The sequence below is a fragment of the Bosea sp. AS-1 genome (genome assembly GCF_002220095.1).
GTDB lineage: Bacteria > Pseudomonadota > Alphaproteobacteria > Rhizobiales > Beijerinckiaceae > Allobosea.
This window is the reverse complement of record NZ_CP022372.1, coordinates 2,209,349-2,224,766: the sequence shown is the minus strand read 5'-3', so window position 1 is coordinate 2,224,766 and position 15,418 is coordinate 2,209,349. Positions and strand designations below refer to the sequence as shown.

17 protein-coding genes are annotated in these 15,418 nt (G+C 66.1%); 8 read left to right on the top strand and 9 right to left on the bottom strand.

Annotated features, from left to right (window positions below; translation table 11 throughout):
* Positions 1–242 precede the first annotated feature (242 nt).
* From CE453_RS12310 to yidD, 4 genes are all read right to left on the bottom strand, one after another.
* On the bottom strand, positions 243–857 hold the full coding sequence (locus tag CE453_RS12310; RefSeq protein ID WP_089174854.1) for a GDYXXLXY domain-containing protein: 615 nt from the start codon (positions 855–857) through the stop codon (positions 243–245).
* Positions 857–2,146: a DUF2157 domain-containing protein gene (locus CE453_RS12305; RefSeq protein WP_089174853.1), complete on the bottom strand. Its 1,290-nt coding sequence runs from the start codon at positions 2,144–2,146 to the stop codon at positions 857–859. The genes CE453_RS12310 and CE453_RS12305 overlap by 1 nt, the downstream gene beginning before the upstream one ends.
* Positions 2,147–2,300: 154 nt before the next feature.
* On the bottom strand, positions 2,301–4,298 hold the full coding sequence (gene thrS, locus CE453_RS12300; protein WP_089174852.1) for a threonine--tRNA ligase: 1,998 nt from the start codon (positions 4,296–4,298) through the stop codon (positions 2,301–2,303).
* A gap of 65 nt (positions 4,299–4,363) precedes the next feature.
* A complete protein-coding gene (yidD, locus tag CE453_RS12295) occupies positions 4,364–4,711 on the bottom strand; it encodes a membrane protein insertion efficiency factor YidD (RefSeq protein ID WP_089174851.1) in 348 nt (115 codons plus the stop codon).
* A gap of 100 nt (positions 4,712–4,811) precedes the next feature.
* Here yidD and CE453_RS12290 point away from each other — a divergent pair, with 100 nt between their 5' ends.
* Entirely contained in the window at positions 4,812–5,543 is a 732-nt protein-coding gene (locus CE453_RS12290; protein WP_089174850.1) for a phosphatase PAP2 family protein, read from the top strand.
* A 16-nt stretch (positions 5,544–5,559) separates the two neighbouring features.
* Here the strand turns inward: CE453_RS12290 and CE453_RS12285 are convergent, their stop codons facing one another.
* On the bottom strand, positions 5,560–6,006 hold the full coding sequence (locus CE453_RS12285) for an iron-sulfur cluster assembly scaffold protein (protein WP_089174849.1): 447 nt from the start codon (positions 6,004–6,006) through the stop codon (positions 5,560–5,562).
* Between the two features lie 184 nt (positions 6,007–6,190).
* Between CE453_RS12285 and folE the strand changes: the two genes are divergently transcribed.
* The 3 genes from folE (at position 6,191) to CE453_RS12270 (ending at position 8,523) form a co-directional block, all read left to right on the top strand.
* On the top strand, positions 6,191–6,835 hold the full coding sequence (gene folE, locus CE453_RS12280) for a GTP cyclohydrolase I FolE (RefSeq protein WP_089174848.1): 645 nt from the start codon (positions 6,191–6,193) through the stop codon (positions 6,833–6,835).
* A 94-nt stretch (positions 6,836–6,929) separates the two neighbouring features.
* On the top strand, positions 6,930–7,334 hold the full coding sequence (hisI, locus tag CE453_RS12275) for a phosphoribosyl-AMP cyclohydrolase (RefSeq protein WP_089174847.1): 405 nt from the start codon (positions 6,930–6,932) through the stop codon (positions 7,332–7,334).
* A gap of 193 nt (positions 7,335–7,527) precedes the next feature.
* Positions 7,528–8,523: a patatin-like phospholipase family protein gene (locus tag CE453_RS12270; protein WP_248308042.1), complete on the top strand. Its 996-nt coding sequence runs from the start codon at positions 7,528–7,530 to the stop codon at positions 8,521–8,523.
* A 76-nt stretch (positions 8,524–8,599) separates the two neighbouring features.
* On the opposite strand, the gene CE453_RS12265 is transcribed toward CE453_RS12270, so the two are convergent.
* The gene (locus CE453_RS12265) at positions 8,600–9,031 is read right to left on the bottom strand and encodes a CBS domain-containing protein (protein WP_089174845.1); all 432 of its coding nucleotides are present in this window, start codon (positions 9,029–9,031) and stop codon (positions 8,600–8,602) included.
* 159 nt (positions 9,032–9,190) lie between these two features.
* Positions 9,191–10,003, bottom strand: coding sequence for a rhomboid family intramembrane serine protease (locus CE453_RS12260; protein ID WP_089174844.1), 813 nt, complete (start codon positions 10,001–10,003; stop codon positions 9,191–9,193).
* Between the two features lie 403 nt (positions 10,004–10,406).
* On the opposite strand from CE453_RS12260, the gene CE453_RS12255 reads away from it, so the two are divergent.
* The 3 genes from CE453_RS12255 to CE453_RS12245 all read left to right on the top strand — a co-directional run bounded on the left by CE453_RS12255 (position 10,407) and on the right by CE453_RS12245 (position 12,753).
* Entirely contained in the window at positions 10,407–10,979 is a 573-nt protein-coding gene (locus tag CE453_RS12255; protein WP_089174843.1) for a PAS domain-containing protein, read from the top strand.
* Between the two features lie 68 nt (positions 10,980–11,047).
* Positions 11,048–11,662 carry a PilZ domain-containing protein gene (locus CE453_RS12250; RefSeq protein ID WP_089174842.1) on the top strand — a complete coding sequence of 205 codons (615 nt, stop codon included), beginning with the start codon at positions 11,048–11,050 and terminating at the stop codon, positions 11,660–11,662.
* Between the two features lie 458 nt (positions 11,663–12,120).
* The gene (locus tag CE453_RS12245; protein ID WP_089174841.1) at positions 12,121–12,753 is read left to right on the top strand and encodes a transglutaminase-like cysteine peptidase; all 633 of its coding nucleotides are present in this window, start codon (positions 12,121–12,123) and stop codon (positions 12,751–12,753) included.
* A gap of 182 nt (positions 12,754–12,935) precedes the next feature.
* On the opposite strand, the gene CE453_RS12240 is transcribed toward CE453_RS12245, so the two are convergent.
* Together CE453_RS12240 and CE453_RS12235 are read right to left on the bottom strand one after the other, a co-directional pair.
* Positions 12,936–13,466: a gamma carbonic anhydrase family protein gene (locus CE453_RS12240; protein WP_089174840.1), complete on the bottom strand. Its 531-nt coding sequence runs from the start codon at positions 13,464–13,466 to the stop codon at positions 12,936–12,938.
* Between the two features lie 55 nt (positions 13,467–13,521).
* A complete protein-coding gene (locus CE453_RS12235) occupies positions 13,522–13,848 on the bottom strand; it encodes a DUF6949 family protein (RefSeq protein ID WP_089174839.1) in 327 nt (108 codons plus the stop codon).
* A gap of 236 nt (positions 13,849–14,084) precedes the next feature.
* On the opposite strand from CE453_RS12235, the gene CE453_RS12230 reads away from it, so the two are divergent.
* On the top strand, positions 14,085–15,356 hold the full coding sequence (locus CE453_RS12230) for a GGDEF domain-containing protein (protein WP_089174838.1): 1,272 nt from the start codon (positions 14,085–14,087) through the stop codon (positions 15,354–15,356).
* Positions 15,357–15,418: the final 62 nt, after the last annotated feature.

The window sequence follows — 15,418 nt, the reverse complement described above, 5'->3', positions numbered from 1 at the left end:
CTTCGTCGGACGAAGAACGGAACGCTCGCACCTGACGATCGGTTCCGCCCGATCGGCGGAACATGAACATCATCTGCAGAATCCGTTCATCTGCCGTTCATATTACTGGAGCAGTTCCCCGTCACGCGGCGCGTTGTCACAAGCCCGTGTGATGAACCGACCGGCATTCGAAAGGCCGCAGGCATCTTACGCCCGCGGCCTCCAGACAGCCGATCAAGATAAGGTGACGGTCGTTCAAGGCCTCAATAGGGCGGCTCCGCATAGACCGCCTTGCCGTCGATCAGCAGCCGCTTGATCGCAGCCTCTCCCGAAGACGAAACCGCGACGACGACCTCGATGCGCGCCTTGTCCGTCGTCTCGATCGCCCGCCCCTCGCCCTGCGGCACGAAATAGCTCTCGATGCCGTAGGCAATGCGCAGGCGACGGCGGTCGCCATTGCAGTCGAACTCGCCCGAATCGTTGAGTGCGCAGGCGCTGGTCGAGGTCACGCGGCCCGCGATCACCACGGCATCGCCGCCGGTCGAGGGCCAGTTCCGCGACACGCCGACCGCGCGGGCGAACCCTTCCGCGTCGCGCCCGAGCGTCACATAGACGGTCTCGCCGCTCTTGAAGGTTCCGGCGTCCTTGCCGGTGTCGACGACGCTGATCGGGTAGCTGAAGACGACATAGTCGCCGCGGAACAGGTCGCGCGGATCAACCGGTACGGTGGGCAGCCGGATCTCGGTGCCGCTGCTCAGGATGCCGGCCCGTTGCTGGACGAGCGCCAGCAATCCGAACACCAGCAGCAGCGCGGTCGCAACGGCGCGCCACAGCGGCGGCACCTTGGCGGCGATGGCATCGGCGGAAAGCACACGCATCAGGCAGCCTCCCCGGCCGGGCTGTTGAGCCTGGCGAACAATCGCCTCGCGCCCCAGGCGGTGGCGAGCAGGGCCGCGCCAGCCACCAGGAAGAACAGCGACTGGTCGAGCAGCGTGCCGATGGTCTGCCAGAGCAGGATGAGGATCGCGATGCCGAACAGGAACGAGCCGGCCGTCAGGATCCGCCTGATTCCGCCCGCAGCCCCCGCGACGACCAGCGCGGTCGCCGAGAGCAGGATGAGACTCGCTACCGCAATGCGGCCGGGCATCCCGGCGACGCGGTCGGTCCAGAACACCACCGGCACCAGCAGCGCCAACAGCAGCCCCGCGGTCAGAGGCCAGGCAAAGCGTCGTTCGCGCGCCATCACGCCGAGCAGAACGCTCAAGGGAACGGCTGCGGCATAGGCGTAGAAGACGAACAGGAAGGCGTGCCCTGCCCGCGCTTCATGATCGTCGAGGATGCGGGCCAGCTCGGCATTGAGCGCGATCACCATGCCGATCAGGCCCCAGGGCAGGCAGGCGGTCAGCAGCGCCGGCCCGCCCCGGTCGAGCGCCAGCGCACCCAGCGCGACGAAAACGACCGCGATGGCGAGGCCATAGGCCAGAAGCCCGTAGTCGAAGGAATGCATCAGCCATATTCCGGGTGCCGTGCCGAGCCAGAAGGCGGCGGCCAGCACAGCCAGGTGATGCACCAGCCGGTTGCTGCGCGAGAGTGCGATCCAGAGCGCCGGCAGGTAGAGCACGAAGAAGCCGTAATGCATTCGTCCGGCAGCCTCGTCCCAGCGCCCGCCGCTCCAGGCACAGAGCGCGGCGAAGGCGATCGCCAGCGCCCCGTTTGAGCGCATCAGGAAGGCGGCGACCAGCGCGCCGACCGCGACCAGCATTGCCCCGCCCGGCCAGTCCTCCGGCAGATGATACATCTGGCCGACGAGTGCGAGCCCGGCCCCGAAGATCAGCACCCCGCAGGTCGCCGCCGCATCCGCGCCGCCCGTCGAGCCTGCCTTCTGCAGGCGGTAGGCAACGGTGAAGGCGACGGCGATCGCAATCAGAATCATCGCGAGCTTCACGAGCCGCGGGATCGCCTCCCAGTTCGCCGCGACGAAGGCGGCGACGCTGGATGCGATCAGGAGGCCGCCGAACAGCCCGAGCAGGGCAGGCAGGCGAAAGCCGGCATGTTCGCGGGCGACATCGCGCCGGATGGCTCCGGCGCCGTCGGGCGTCACCCAACCCTCGTGAACCCAGCGAATCAGGTCGGCTTCGAGCCGTTTGCGGTAGGAACCGGTCAGCATGGCCCGTATGTGCCATGAGCCGCCCGGGTTTTACCAGAGATAGCAACGCAGAGCGTCACTCCCGGGGAAAGCGCGGCTTCGGCCCGGGACGCAGCGGCGAGGGTCCGGAAAAAGAAATGCCCAGGCGAAGCCCGGGCATCATGTCATCGGCCGGTCAGGCCGCCTTCGCTTTCCGGATCCGCGCCAGATCCGGCGCCAGCGCTTCCTGCGTCAGCGCCGCAAGCGCTTCGGAAAGCGGCATCACGGTCTGCGCCTGGCTGCCGAGGCGGCGGATCGTCACCGTCTTCTCCTCGGCCTCGCGCTTGCCGACCGCGAGGATGACCGGGACCTTGGCCAGCGAATGCTCGCGGACCTTGTAGGAGATCTTCTCGTTGCGCAGGTCGGCGCGGGCACGCAGGCCGGCCGAGAGACAGGCCATGGTGACCTCCTCGGCATAGCCGTCCGCATCCGAGGTGATCGGCGCGACGATGATCTGCTCGGGCGCCAGCCAGAGCGGGAAATGCCCTGCATGGTGCTCGATCAGGATGCCCGTGAAGCGCTCCAGCGAGCCGCAGATGGCGCGGTGGACCATGACCGGCTGCTTCTTCTCGCCATCGGCGCCAATATAGAAGGCGCCGAACCGCTCCGGCAGGTTGAAGTCGACCTGGGTCGTGCCGCACTGCCAGTCGCGGCCGATGGCGTCGCGCAGGACATACTCGAACTTCGGCCCGTAAAAGGCGCCCTCGCCCGGATTGATCTCGGTCTTGATCCGGTTGCCGGACTGACGCGCGATCGTCTCCAGAACCTTGGTCATGACGTCCTCGGCATGGTCCCAGAGCGCATCGGAGCCGACGCGCTTGTCAGGGCGGGTCGAGAGCTTGATGACCAGTTCCTCGGTGAAGCCGAAATCCTCATAGACCGAGAGAATGAGGTCGTTGATCTTCAGGCACTCGGCCGCGAGTTGCTCTTCCGTGCAGAAGATATGCGCATCGTCCTGGGTGAAGCCGCGCACGCGCATCAGCCCATGCAGCGCGCCAGACGGCTCGTAGCGATGGACATTGCCGAATTCGGCAAGCCGGATCGGCAGATCGCGGTAGCTCTTTAGCCCATGCTTGAAGATCTGGACATGGCCGGGGCAGTTCATCGGCTTGAGCGCGAAGACCTTGTGGTCGCGCTCCTTGTCGTTCGGGTTCTCGAAGGCCGAGGCCGACTTCACCGCGAACATGTTGTCCTGATACCAGCCCCAGTGGCCAGATGTCTCCCAGAGCGACTTGTCGAGCACCTGCGGCGCGTTCACCTCCTCGTAGTCGGCAGCGAGGCGCCGGCGCATATAGGCGATGATCTCCTGGAACAGCCGCCAGCCCTTGGAGTGCCAGAACACGACGCCCGGCCCCTCCTCCTGGAAGTGAAACAGGTCCATTTCCCGGCCGAGCTTGCGATGGTCGCGCTTCTCCGCCTCCTCGAGCTGCTTGAGATAGGCGTCGAGCTCTTCCTGCTTCGCGAAGGCCGTGCCGTAGATGCGGGTCAGCATCGCGTTGTTGCTGTCGCCGCGCCAATAGGCGCCGGCCACCTTCATCAGCTTGAAGGCGTTGCCGACCTTGCCGACCGAGGTCATGTGCGGGCCGCGGCAGAGGTCGATCCAGTCGCCCTGCGCATACATCTTCAGCGTCTGGTCGGCGGGAATCGCATCGACCAGCTCGACCTTGTAGGCCTCGCCCTTCTGCGCGAAGAAATCCTTGGCCTTGTCGCGGCTCCAGATCTCCTTGGTGAAGGGTTTGTCGCGCGCGATGATCTCGCGCATCTTCTTCTCGATCGCCGGGAAATCCTCCGGGGTGAAGGGCTCGTTGCGGGCGAAATCGTAGAAAAACCCGTTCTCGATGACGGGGCCGATCGTGACCTGCGTGCCGGGAAAGAGCTCCTGCACCGCCTCGGCCAGGACGTGGGCGGCATCGTGCCGGATCAGCTCCAGCGAACGCGGGTCTTCCCGGTTCAGGAACTCGATCTTGGCGTCGCGCTCGATCGGGTCGGCGAGGTCGACGACGGTGCCGTCGAGCGCCATGGCGACGGTGCGCTTCAGGAGGGAGGGAGAGATGCCCTTGGCGATCTCGACCCCGGAAATGCCGGAGGGGAATTCGCGCTTGGCGCCGTCGGGGAAAGTCAGGGAGATCGTCATCGATCGCGCTCCTGCTCACTCGGGGATACGAACCCCGTAAGTCAGACCGGCTGCGAATGTGAGGTTTACGTTCCGCCGCCCGCAGTCGGATCGGCGTCGGAATCGAGAGCCGCCGGCGCGTTCGTCCCGCGCCAGCGGCCATAAGCCCACGGCCTATACCACCGCGCGCCCGACGGCAATTCCTCGCAGACGAGATCGATGCCGCTGGTGCCGTAAGGATTGCAGCGACAGATCCGCGCAAAACCCATCCAGCCGCCGCGCCACAGCCCAAAGCGCTGGATCGCCTCGTCGGTATAGGCCGAGCAGCTCGGCCAGTGCCGGCAATGGCGGCCGACCAGCATCGAAAAGCTGAGCTGGTAGCCGCGAATTGCGATATGTGCCGCCTGGCGCGGCCAATGGCTGGCCTTGTGCAACCGCGAACATCTTTGTTTAACAAAGAGACGCTGAAATAAGGCGTCTCCTTCGTTTTGCCGCCCCGCCACCTGAACCGCTTTCCTTGATCGATTTCATAACATGATGCGCGCCAATCATTTTCGCCACGCCCTGGCCGGTTGCGGCCTCCTCCTCGGCCTTGCCCTGGCCACGAACGCGAGCGCCCAGCAGCGGCCTTATCTGCTCTGGCTCGACGGCGCCAAGCTCGACATCGCCAAGATCATCGGCTTGCCGCCCGCCCAGGGCACGCCCGAGGCCAAGGCCGAGTTCGAGCAGGTGCTGGAACTCTCTCAGGCCCGCACGCCGGAGCGCGAGAAGGCGGCCATTGCCGACCAGCGCCAGGCACTGGTCAACTTCCTCAACGGCATGGAGAACAGCTATGTCGACAACACCCATCGCGAGGTCCGCCTGCTCTTCCGCGAGGCACAGATCGAATTGTCGATCCTGCTGAAGAGCGTCCACCGCCTGACCAGCCGGCCACGCCCCTTCGCGGTCTGGAACAAGGTTCGCGTCAAGCCGTGCCCTGGCGCCCGGCCGGAAGGCACCTCCTTCCCCTCGGGCCACGCCGCCACCGCCGCGCTCTACGCAGAATTGCTCAAGACGGCCGTGCCGGAGCTCGGCGACAAGCTGGAGGAGCGGGTCAAGAGCTATGACGAGAGCCGGCTGATCTGCGGCTTCCACTACCCGAGCGACCTCGTCGCCGGCGACAAGGTCGGGCGCGCCGTCGCCAAGGCCCTGCTCGCCGACCGCGCCTTCAAGGTCCGCTTCGACGAGACGATTCCGGAAATCCGCGTCGCGCTCGGTGTGAAGTAATCTCGGCGTGAAGTAATCAGGCGGCCGCGCCCTTGCGCTTCGCCTCGATCTGGTCGACCGCATCGACAACCGCATCGAAGGTCAGCATGGTCGAGGCGTGGCGGGCCTTGTAGTCGCGCACCGGCACGAGCACGGCGAGATCCGCCCATTTGCCCTGGGGCGGCTCGGCGTTCTCCTTGAGGATGGCGCGCGCCTGCTCGCGCACCTCGCGCAGTTCCTGTGCCGTCGAGCCCACGACATGGCGCGCCATGATCGAGGACGAAGCCTGCCCGAGCGCGCAGGCCTTCACCTCATGACCGAAGCCGGTGACGACATCGCCCTCCATGGTGACATCGACTGTCACTGTGGAGCCGCATAGCTTGGAATGAGCCTTGGCGGTGGCGTCCGGAGCCTTGAGCCGCTCGAGCAGGGGGATGTTCGCGGCAAGCGCCAGAATGCGCTTGTTGTAGACGTCGTCCAGCATGGCTTGGTCTCTCGCCGGTCTGGAATGATCGGCCCTGGAACCCAATATAGGGTTGATCGCCACGAAACGGGAGGGCATGGGAACCTCTTCCGCCGCGAGGCATCAAACTTGTCGCATCGGCCCCGCGGCCGCGGCTTTCTCGGCCGATACGCGGGGCCTTCATCGTCCCAACGGGAGGCACCACATGAATCCTGTGGTTAAGTCCTTGTCCGTCGAGAAGGCCATTGGCCCCTCCGCTGACAAGTTTCTGGTTCGCAAGCCAACGCAGGAAGAGGCGGAAGCCGCCGTGCGCACGCTGCTGCTCTGGGCGGGCGACGATCCGTCCCGCGAAGGGCTGGCCGAAACCCCGCAGCGCGTCGCCAAGGCCTTCAAGGAATTCTACAAGGGCTATGACGAGGATCCGCACGACATCCTCGACCGCGTCTTCGAGGAGGTCGACGGCTATCAGGACATGGTCCTGGTCCGCGACATCCCGTTCTATTCGCATTGCGAGCACCACATGGTGCCCTTCGTCGGCAAGGCGCATATCGGCTACTACCCGTCGAAGGGCGTGGTCGGGCTCTCCAAGCTCGCCCGCATCGTAGACGTCTACGCCCGCCGCCTGCAGACGCAGGAGATGATGACCGCCCAGATCGCCGATGTGATCGAGGAGGTGCTGGAGCCGCGCGGCATCGCCATCCTGGTCGAGGCCGAGCATATGTGCATGTCGATGCGTGGCGTGCAGAAACAGGGCTCCTCGACGATGACGACGCAGTATCGCGGCCTCTTCCGCGACGATCCGGCCGAGCAGGTCCGCTTCTTCACCATGGTGAAATCCCCAGGTCTTTAGCGGTGACATCGCGACCCGAAGCGGCCCGACGGAGCGTTTCCGATCGGGTCGTTTCACCTGTAAAAGGCCAGGACACGCCTTCCCTGGAGCTGCCATGAGCCTCTTCCCCGCCCCGGCCGACAAGCACGCCCTCGAGGAGAGCACCGTGCTCAGTCCTCGTTTCGACGCGAACGGCCTCGTCACCTGTGTCACGACCGACGCGACGACCGGGGAGCTGCTGATGGTCGCCCATATGAATGCCGAGGCGTTGAAGCGCTCGATCGAGACCGGCGAGGCCTGGTACTGGTCCCGCTCCCGCAAGGAGCTCTGGCACAAGGGCGCGACCTCGGGACAGATCCAGACCATCCTGGAGATGCGCGTCGACTGCGATCAGGACGCGATCTGGCTCAAGGTCCATGTCGCGGGCGATGGCGGCTGCTGCCACACCGGGCGCCGCTCCTGCTTCTACCGCGTTCAGCCGCTGCGGAGCGAGGCCGACGGACCGCTCGTCCTCGCGTGAGCTTGCGGCAGGGCTGCCCTGCTCCGACGCTCCTTCACCTTGTCGTCAAACACCACGGATAATACCTGAACGGCATGCCGTTCACGTTTCGCTCATCGCATTTTGGGATTCTGGGCCTCTGCGGAGGGACGGATCCATGTTGTGGGACAACGCCGCGCGACGAGCCTTCGGTCTCGGCGGAGGTGGAAGCACCATGAACGAGATGACGTCCGCGCCGGAGCTATCCGCCAGGCGAAAACCCAAGATCGGCCTGGCCCTCGGCGGCGGCGCGGCGCGCGGGTGGGCCCATATCGGCGCGCTGGAAGTCCTGATCGAGGCGGGCTACGCGCCGGAAGTCATCGCCGGAACCTCGATCGGCGCGGTGGTGGGCGGCTGCTACGCCGCAGACAGGCTTGCCGAGCTGACCGAGTTCGCGACCAGCCTGACGAAGCGGCGTGTCGTCGGCCTGATGGATTTTCACATCGGCGGCGCCGGGCTGATCTCCGGCGGCCGGCTGAAGCGGCTGCTCGAGGACCATCTCGACGGCCTGCGAATCGAGGAGTTGGACGAGCGCTTCGTCGCCATCGCCACCGAGCTCGGCACCGGCCATGAGATCTGGCTGACACATGGCCCACTGATCCAGGCACTGCGTGCCTCCTACGCCCTGCCCGGCATTTTCGACCCGGTGAAGCTCGGCGGACGCTGGCTGATGGACGGCGCGCTGGTCAATCCCGTGCCGGTGACTGCGGCGCGCGCGCTCGGCGCCGATGTCGTGATCTGCGTCAACCTCAACAACGACCTCGCCGGTCGCGGCACGGTGATCCAGAACTATGCCTCCGATCCCGACCCGGATTCGGACGACGATACGATCGTGCCCGAGCTGGAGGTGCGCCCCTCGCCGCGCTGGTTCCACGGCATCAGCGACGCGGCCAAGCGCGTCCGCAACCTCGTCGGCCGCCCGAGCGAGAATCGTCCTGGCCTCGCCGGCGTGATGATCGACGCCTTCAACATCACCCAGGACAGGATCTCGCGCTCGCGATTGGCCGGTGATCCGCCGGACGTGATGATCGGGCCGCGCCTCGGCCGCGTCGGCCTGTTCGACTTCCACCGGGCGGAGGAAACGATCGACCTCGGCCGGCAGGCGGCACACCGCGCCCTCGACGAGATCGCGGCGGTCGTCGCCGCGAACCATATTCCGGCGAGCGGCTAGCACCGGGACGACTAAGGACAACCGCCTTTCGGTATCGTCGATGGCCGTGCGCCCACCGGGCGCACGGCGCTTCTATTTACGCCATCGCGATGTAATCGCGCATCGCCTTGCTTTCGGCTTCGATCGCCGCCACGCGATGCTTCACCACGTCGCCGATCGAGACGATGCCGGTGACGCGGCCATTCTCGACCACGGGAACATGGCGGAACCGTCCGGTCGTCATGATCTCCATCAGCTCGTCGACGCTGGTCTGGGGCCGGCAGGTCACCACCTTGGCGGTCATCACCCGCGAGACGGCGCTCTCCAGAGCGCCGCCGCCCTCTGCGCCGAGCGCCCGGATGATGTCGCGTTCGGACAGGATGCCGACGAGCGCGCCGTCCGCTCCCATCACCACCAGGGCGCCGATCCGCCGTTCGCTCAGGACGCGAACCGCTTCCGCAAGTGTCCGGTGCGGTTGCACCGAAATCACTTCCCGGCCCTTGTCGCTCAGCAACTGCTCGACATTCATCGAAGGCTCCTCCTCAATGACGCGCCGATATGGGGCGCGCGGTTTCGCTGACGCTCCCAGGCTGCCGGCGAACTCACGATGCCAGGCAGGCCCGAGGAGTGCTTCGCAATGAGACGGAGTGTGAGGTAAGACCGCGGCGCAGGCAAGGCGCGGCAGGTCTCAGCGGCGCTGCTGGCCGCGGTCGAGCAGCGGGAACAGCAACAGCCCGACGACGAAGCCGCCGATATGCGCTTCCCAGGCGATGCTCGTCTCTTCGCCGAAGATCGGCACGAGACCGGCACCGAACAGGATGTTGGTCGCAAACCAGATACCGGTGAACAGCAGGGCGCGCGAATTGCGCCAGAGCTGCCCGAGCGGCTCGGCCGGGATGGCCTTCACCACCGCATCGTCCCCGAGCTCGCCGAAGCGCAGCCCGGGTGCGAAGACGAAGCGAATCGCCGCAGCCGTCGCGCCCGAAATCCCGGCGGAAGCCCCGACCAGCGGCAGCACGTCGAGATCGCGCGACCACCAGTGCAGCAGCGCGCCGCCGATCGTCGACAGCGCCAGCAGGTTGAGGAAGCGGCCGGGGCCCAGCCGCCGCGCCACCGGACTGCCGAAAGCCGCGAGCCAGAGGCCGTTCGAGGCCAGATGCAGCCAGGAGCCGTGCAGGAGACCGTAGCTCAGCAGGGTCCAGAGCCGGACGCCACCATCCGCGAGCAGAAGCCGCACGAGCTGTAGCCGGTCGCCGACGTCCTGCCCGACGGTGGATTGTGCCAGCGCCCCGACGACGTCCTGGAGCCTGTCGGGCGAGAGCCAGAGCGTCAGGCGCGCCGGCACGAAGGCGAACCACGACATCAGCACATAGTCGTTATAGTCCGACAGCAGGCTGCGGCCGGCCTGGATCAGCGCCAGCACTGCCAGGAGCTGGACGACGACGGGCGGCAGATTGAAGGCGGGTTCGCGCGCCGGGGGGCGAGGATCATGGGAGGCCATTGCGCCGCAACACTTGCCGAAGCGGCAGGCCCGCGCAAGGCACTCGCGCCCCGGATGCACGAAAAAGGAGAGAGCGCGAGGCCCTCCCCTTTTCCGCCGGCTGTGCCGTCGCCCGGATATCCGGACGACGTGTCACGCCCCCCTCCAGCTCTGCTGCGGTCGATGCTCGTCGCCCGGGAATTCTGCGGCATTTGATACGCATTTTACGGGTCTTCCACAAAGGCAAGACTTCATTAACCCTAACCGCCCGGGCGCCTCCCCCGACTCACCCCGGAATGGCAAGACGGCATGGCGGGTGCGTCTTCGATCACTTCGGAGAACGATTCGTCTCCCTTTCGGACAGATCTGCGCCATCGCTGGACGCAAGATCGCCGACGGGGGCAACCGGCTACATGGACGCAGGATGAAGAATACGAGCACACGACTGGTCTTCGACTACTGGGACGCCCTGCGCGGCGAGCGGGCGGCGCCCGAGCGCGGCGAGATCGAGCCCGGAGCGTTGCGCCACGCGCTGGCCGACACGTTCATTCTCGAGAACGAGCCGATCGGCCCGGTCTTCCGCCTCGCCGGCACGCGGCTTTGCGCCTTGATCGGCCACGAACTGCGTGGCCGTGCCTTCACCGCGCTCTGGCCCGATGTCGAGGCGCAAGGCGACATGCGCCGCCTGGTCCAGACCGTGATGGACGAGACGGCCGGTGCGGTCGCCGGTCTCTCCGGCGAAAGCAGCACCGGTGCGCCGATCTATCTCGAATTGCTGCTGCTCCCGCTGCGCTATCGCGGCCGCACCCATGCCCGGATCCTGGGCGCGCTGTCGCCCGCCCTCTCGCCGGACTGGCTCGGTCTCGACACCGTCGCCACCATGCGGATGATCTCGCTGCGCATGCTCTGGCCGGCGGCGGCCTCCCGCGCGGCCGCCCCCGAGCCGCAACGTGCCGGCCCGCCCCGCCTCGTCGTCCTGCCCGGCGGGCGCGCCTAGAAACTCTCGATCTAACCTTCCGTTAACCGCACCTGCCTAGGATCGGCCCGAATCCAGGCTGGTCATTGATGTTGAGCGCGCTCCAAACGCCCCGGGCGGCGACCGTTCCGGTCGAACGCAGACGGCATCACCGGATGAAGGTGGTGTTGCTGGGCCGTTACATGCTGCCCAACCGGATGGAATATCCCTGCCAGAGCATCGACATCTCGCCGGGCGGCGTCCATCTCGCCGCGCCGGTCAAGGCCGCGCCGGGCGAGCGCGTCATCGTCTATCTCGAGCATCTCGGCCGGATCGAGGGCAGCTGCGTGCGGACCACCATGGAAGGGTTCGCGATGACGATCACGGCGACGAGCCGCAAGCGCGAGAAGTTCACCGCGCAGCTCACCTGGCTCGCCAACCGTGAGGAACTCGGCCTGCCGGAAGACCGCCGCCACGAACGCATCGTGCCGCGCAACCCGCGCTCGATGCTCGCGCTGAGCGACGGCTCCGAACACCCGGTCCGCATCATCGACATCTCGTTGTCCGGCGCCGCCATCTCGAGCGACCTCGACCTGCCGATGAACACTCCCGTCAGGCTGGGCACCACGCCGGGCCGGGTCGTCCGCCGCTTTGACGGTGGCTATGCGGTCGAGTTCAGCTTCCCGCTCTCGGCCGATCTGCTCGACGAGAATCTCGAGCTCTGAAGCCGGCCTCGCCAGCCGGTACCCGTATTTCCCGATAAGCTGACCACCGCGCGCTTGCCGTCGCCCGGCCGCTTGAGCGGTCCCGAGCAAGCCTAGGGTCGAGGCGCCCCGCTCTCGTCAATCGCCATCACGCTTCGACGAGTCTCGGCACGCCCGAGCTGCAGCGCCCTCGCACGCCCTCGAAATCGCGGGGGAAAAGCCATGAGCGCAGCCTTGGCGCGCGCTTCCCCCTGGTCATAATTAGGTAAGTTAATGGCTTCTTGCTGCGTAACGCACAATTAATGGTTAAAATATGGTTCTGCAATCGTCGCAAATCGTTACTTCTCGATTTGAGCAAGATTGGCCTTGATATTGACTGACCACGTTGCTGGCCGAATTACATAAATTTGTACGCTTTCACTTCAAGCGAAATCCATTGGCCGGAACGCATCGTCTCCCCGGGACAGAAAGGGGACGACATGTTTTCTCTTCATCGCACTTTGATCAGCAGCGCTTTCGTCGCGCTTCTCGCTATCGCCGGTACGCCGGCTGAAGCTCAGAACTCTTCGGGCATCCCGGTGGCGAGCGCCCCGGCCGACGCCAACGGCGACGCCCGCGCTCCCTATGCCTGGACGGATTTCTGCAAGCGCATGCCGTCCGAGTGCCGGGTCGACACCCGCGAGCCGGAGCGCATCGAGCTGACGCCGAAGGTCTGGAAGGCGATCGTCGCGCTGAACAACCGGATCAACCGCGAGATCGAGCCGATCACCGACGAGGATCACTGGGGCGTGGTCGATCGCTGGGACATCCCGACCGACGGCAAGGGCGATTGCGAGGACTATGTCCTGCTGAAGCGCAAGCGTCTGGCCGAGGCCGGCCTGCCGCGCCGCGCCATGCTCGCCACGGTCGTCATCGACGAGGAGAATGCCGGCCACGCCGTGCTGATGATCCGCACCGACCGCGGCGACTTCGTTCTCGACAACAAGCGCAACGCCATCCTGCCCTGGAGCCAGACCGGCTACGTCTACGTCAAGCGCGAGTCGCAGTACCGCACCGGCTGGACCTCGCTCGGCGGCGCGCAGACCCCGACAGTCGCTTCGGTTCAGCGCTGATGGCGCCGGGCTGCCCTCGCGCGGCAGCCTGAACAGGATTTATCGAGCGGCCCGGACGGATATCGGACTGCTCTTTCAGAAAGGCGAGGCTCGGTCACGTCCCCACCCACCCGTCCCCAAGATCGGGTTTCGCCAGGGCCGGCTTTCCGAAAGGGAAGCCGGCCCGCTCTTTTGGAGCGGGCTCAGTCGAGCCGCTTCAGCCCCGCCGCGAATTGCCGCCAGCGCTTGGCGTAACCCACCGCCGAGGCCGTGATCCCGGCCGCGGCCTTGTCATCGAGCGTGCGGATGGCCTTGGCCGGCGCACCGACGATCAGCGAATTGTCGGGGAACTCCTTGCCCTCCGTCACCAGCGCATTGGCGCCGACGAGGCTGTTACGGCCGATCTTCGCGCCGTTCAGCACGGTCGCGCCCATGCCGACCAGGCTGTTCTCGCCGATCGTGCAGCCATGCAGGATGGCGCGATGGCCGATGGTGCAGCGGGCCCCGACGGTCAGCGGAAAGCCCATATCGGTGTGGAAGACGCACCCTTCCTGGACATTGCTGTCCTCGCCGATCTCGATCCACTCATTGTCGCCGCGCAGCACCGCGCCGAACCAGATCCCGACGCCGGCAGCCAGGCGCACGCGCCCGATCACATGGGCATCGGGCGCGAGCCACCACTGCCCCTCGGGCGGCGTCTCCGGCCTGGTTCCATCGAGCGAGTAGAGCGGCATCGGATTCTCCAGAGAGCGGTCGATGCCGAGGATTGCAGGCCGCTACGCCTTGTCGTCAAGCCGCGAACACGTGCAGCAGGTCCAGCACCACCCGTCCCGACGCCATGCTCCAGACCGCGGCGATCATGCTGGCGAGCATCACGAACATGAAGGGACGCCCCTCGATTCGCCGGCCGCGCACCGTGTTGCGCAGGATCAGGAACGGTGCGCTGAAGATGACCACCGGCACGCTGGCGACAGCAGCGAAGCCTCCCGCCTGAAGCAGTTTGAAGTCGGCGCGGCGGGCGGTGAACAATTCGAAGGCGCTAGCCAGGAGCCCGGCGAAGGCGAAGCCGAGGAGGAGCGACTGCAGCGCCTCGAGCGCAGCGGGTTCGATCGTCATGGCACGCAGCCTCCTTCGGCAAAACGTGCGGGAGACTGACCCATGGTCCGAACGCAGGGAAGAAGATCCTTAATGATTAGTAAATGAACATGGTTAACGCTTGGTCAGGCGCAACCGGTACTGCAGTGCCTTCGGCGGCACAGTCACCGACCGAATGCAAATGAAATGGCCGGAACGGTTGACCCTGCCGACGAAAGAGTGCCGTAAACTGCGGAACTCGGCACGATTCTTCGGCGATGTCAGGCATCATCCTGCTTCTGGCCCAGGCGCTCATCTATTTCGGCGTCATGGCTTTTCTGTTCCGGCTGCGCCATGTGATGGGCCTCGGCGCCTTTCTCTGCGCGCTGGGCGTGATGCATTTCCTCGAGACCTATCTGGCCGCGGTCTTCTTCATCCAGTTGCCCTTCGGCCTGCTCTCCCCCGGCTCGACGGTACTGTTCTCCGGCAAGCTCGCGATCATCCTGCTGTTCTACATCCGGGAAGACGCCGAGACCGTGCGCCAGCCGATCTACGGCCTGCTGGTCGGCAATTTCCTGATGGTCGCGCTCGTCATGACGCTGCGCCTCTACGGCTCGCCGGTCGCGCTCCCCGGCTACAATCCCGATCTCGTCCTGATCGACCAGATGGGCGCGCTGATGGTCTGGGGCACGACGCTGCTCTTCGTCGATTCGATCGCGCTGATCCTGCTCTACGAGAAGCTGCACCGCCTGCTGCCGCACGCCACGATCCTGCGCGCCTGCCTGAGCCTTGCGGTGATCCTGACGTTCGATCAGCTCTGCTTCTTCATCGGCCTCCATGCGATCAGCGGCACGCCCTGGGACGCGCTCTTCGGCGGCTGGATCGCCAAGATGGGCGCCGCCATCGTCTACAGCGCCTTAATGGGCCTTTATCTGCAGCTGTTCGAGCGTGATCCGCAGGAAGTCGCGCCGCAGCCGCTGGCCGATGTCTTCTACAAGCTCACCTACCGGCGCAAATACGAGGAGCTGCTTGGCAAGAGCGGGCACGACGCGCTCACCGGCGCGCTGACCCGCGAACGTTTCGACACCTCCGGCCCGGCCGTCCTGGCGCGAGCGGCTTCGCTGCGAAAGCCGCTCAGCCTGGCGATGCTCGATGTCGACCACTTCAAGAGCATCAACGACCGCTACGGCCACATCACCGGCGACGAGGTGCTGCGGCGTGTCGCCGAATGCCTGCGCGCCGAAATCCGCAGCGAGGACAAGATTTTCCGCTATGGCGGCGAGGAGTTCGTCATCCTCAGCGAAAACATGCCGCACGCGGCCGCCCTCGCCTATGCCGAGCGCATGCGGACCGCCGTCCGCGGCACGCTCGCCCGCGAATTCGCCGCGGCACCGACCGTCAGCATCGGCGTCGCGACCTTCCCCGACGACGCCGCGAACATCCGCGACCTCCTGGCCCATGCCGACGTGCATCTCTACGAGGCCAAGCGCCTCGGCCGCGACCGCGTCGTCGGTAACCCGGAAGACCTGAGGAAAGCCGTCATCGGCTGAGCCGCCTTATGGTTTACGCGGCGTTAAGGCGCCGATGATTCAGTGACGCGAACCCGTTCCGA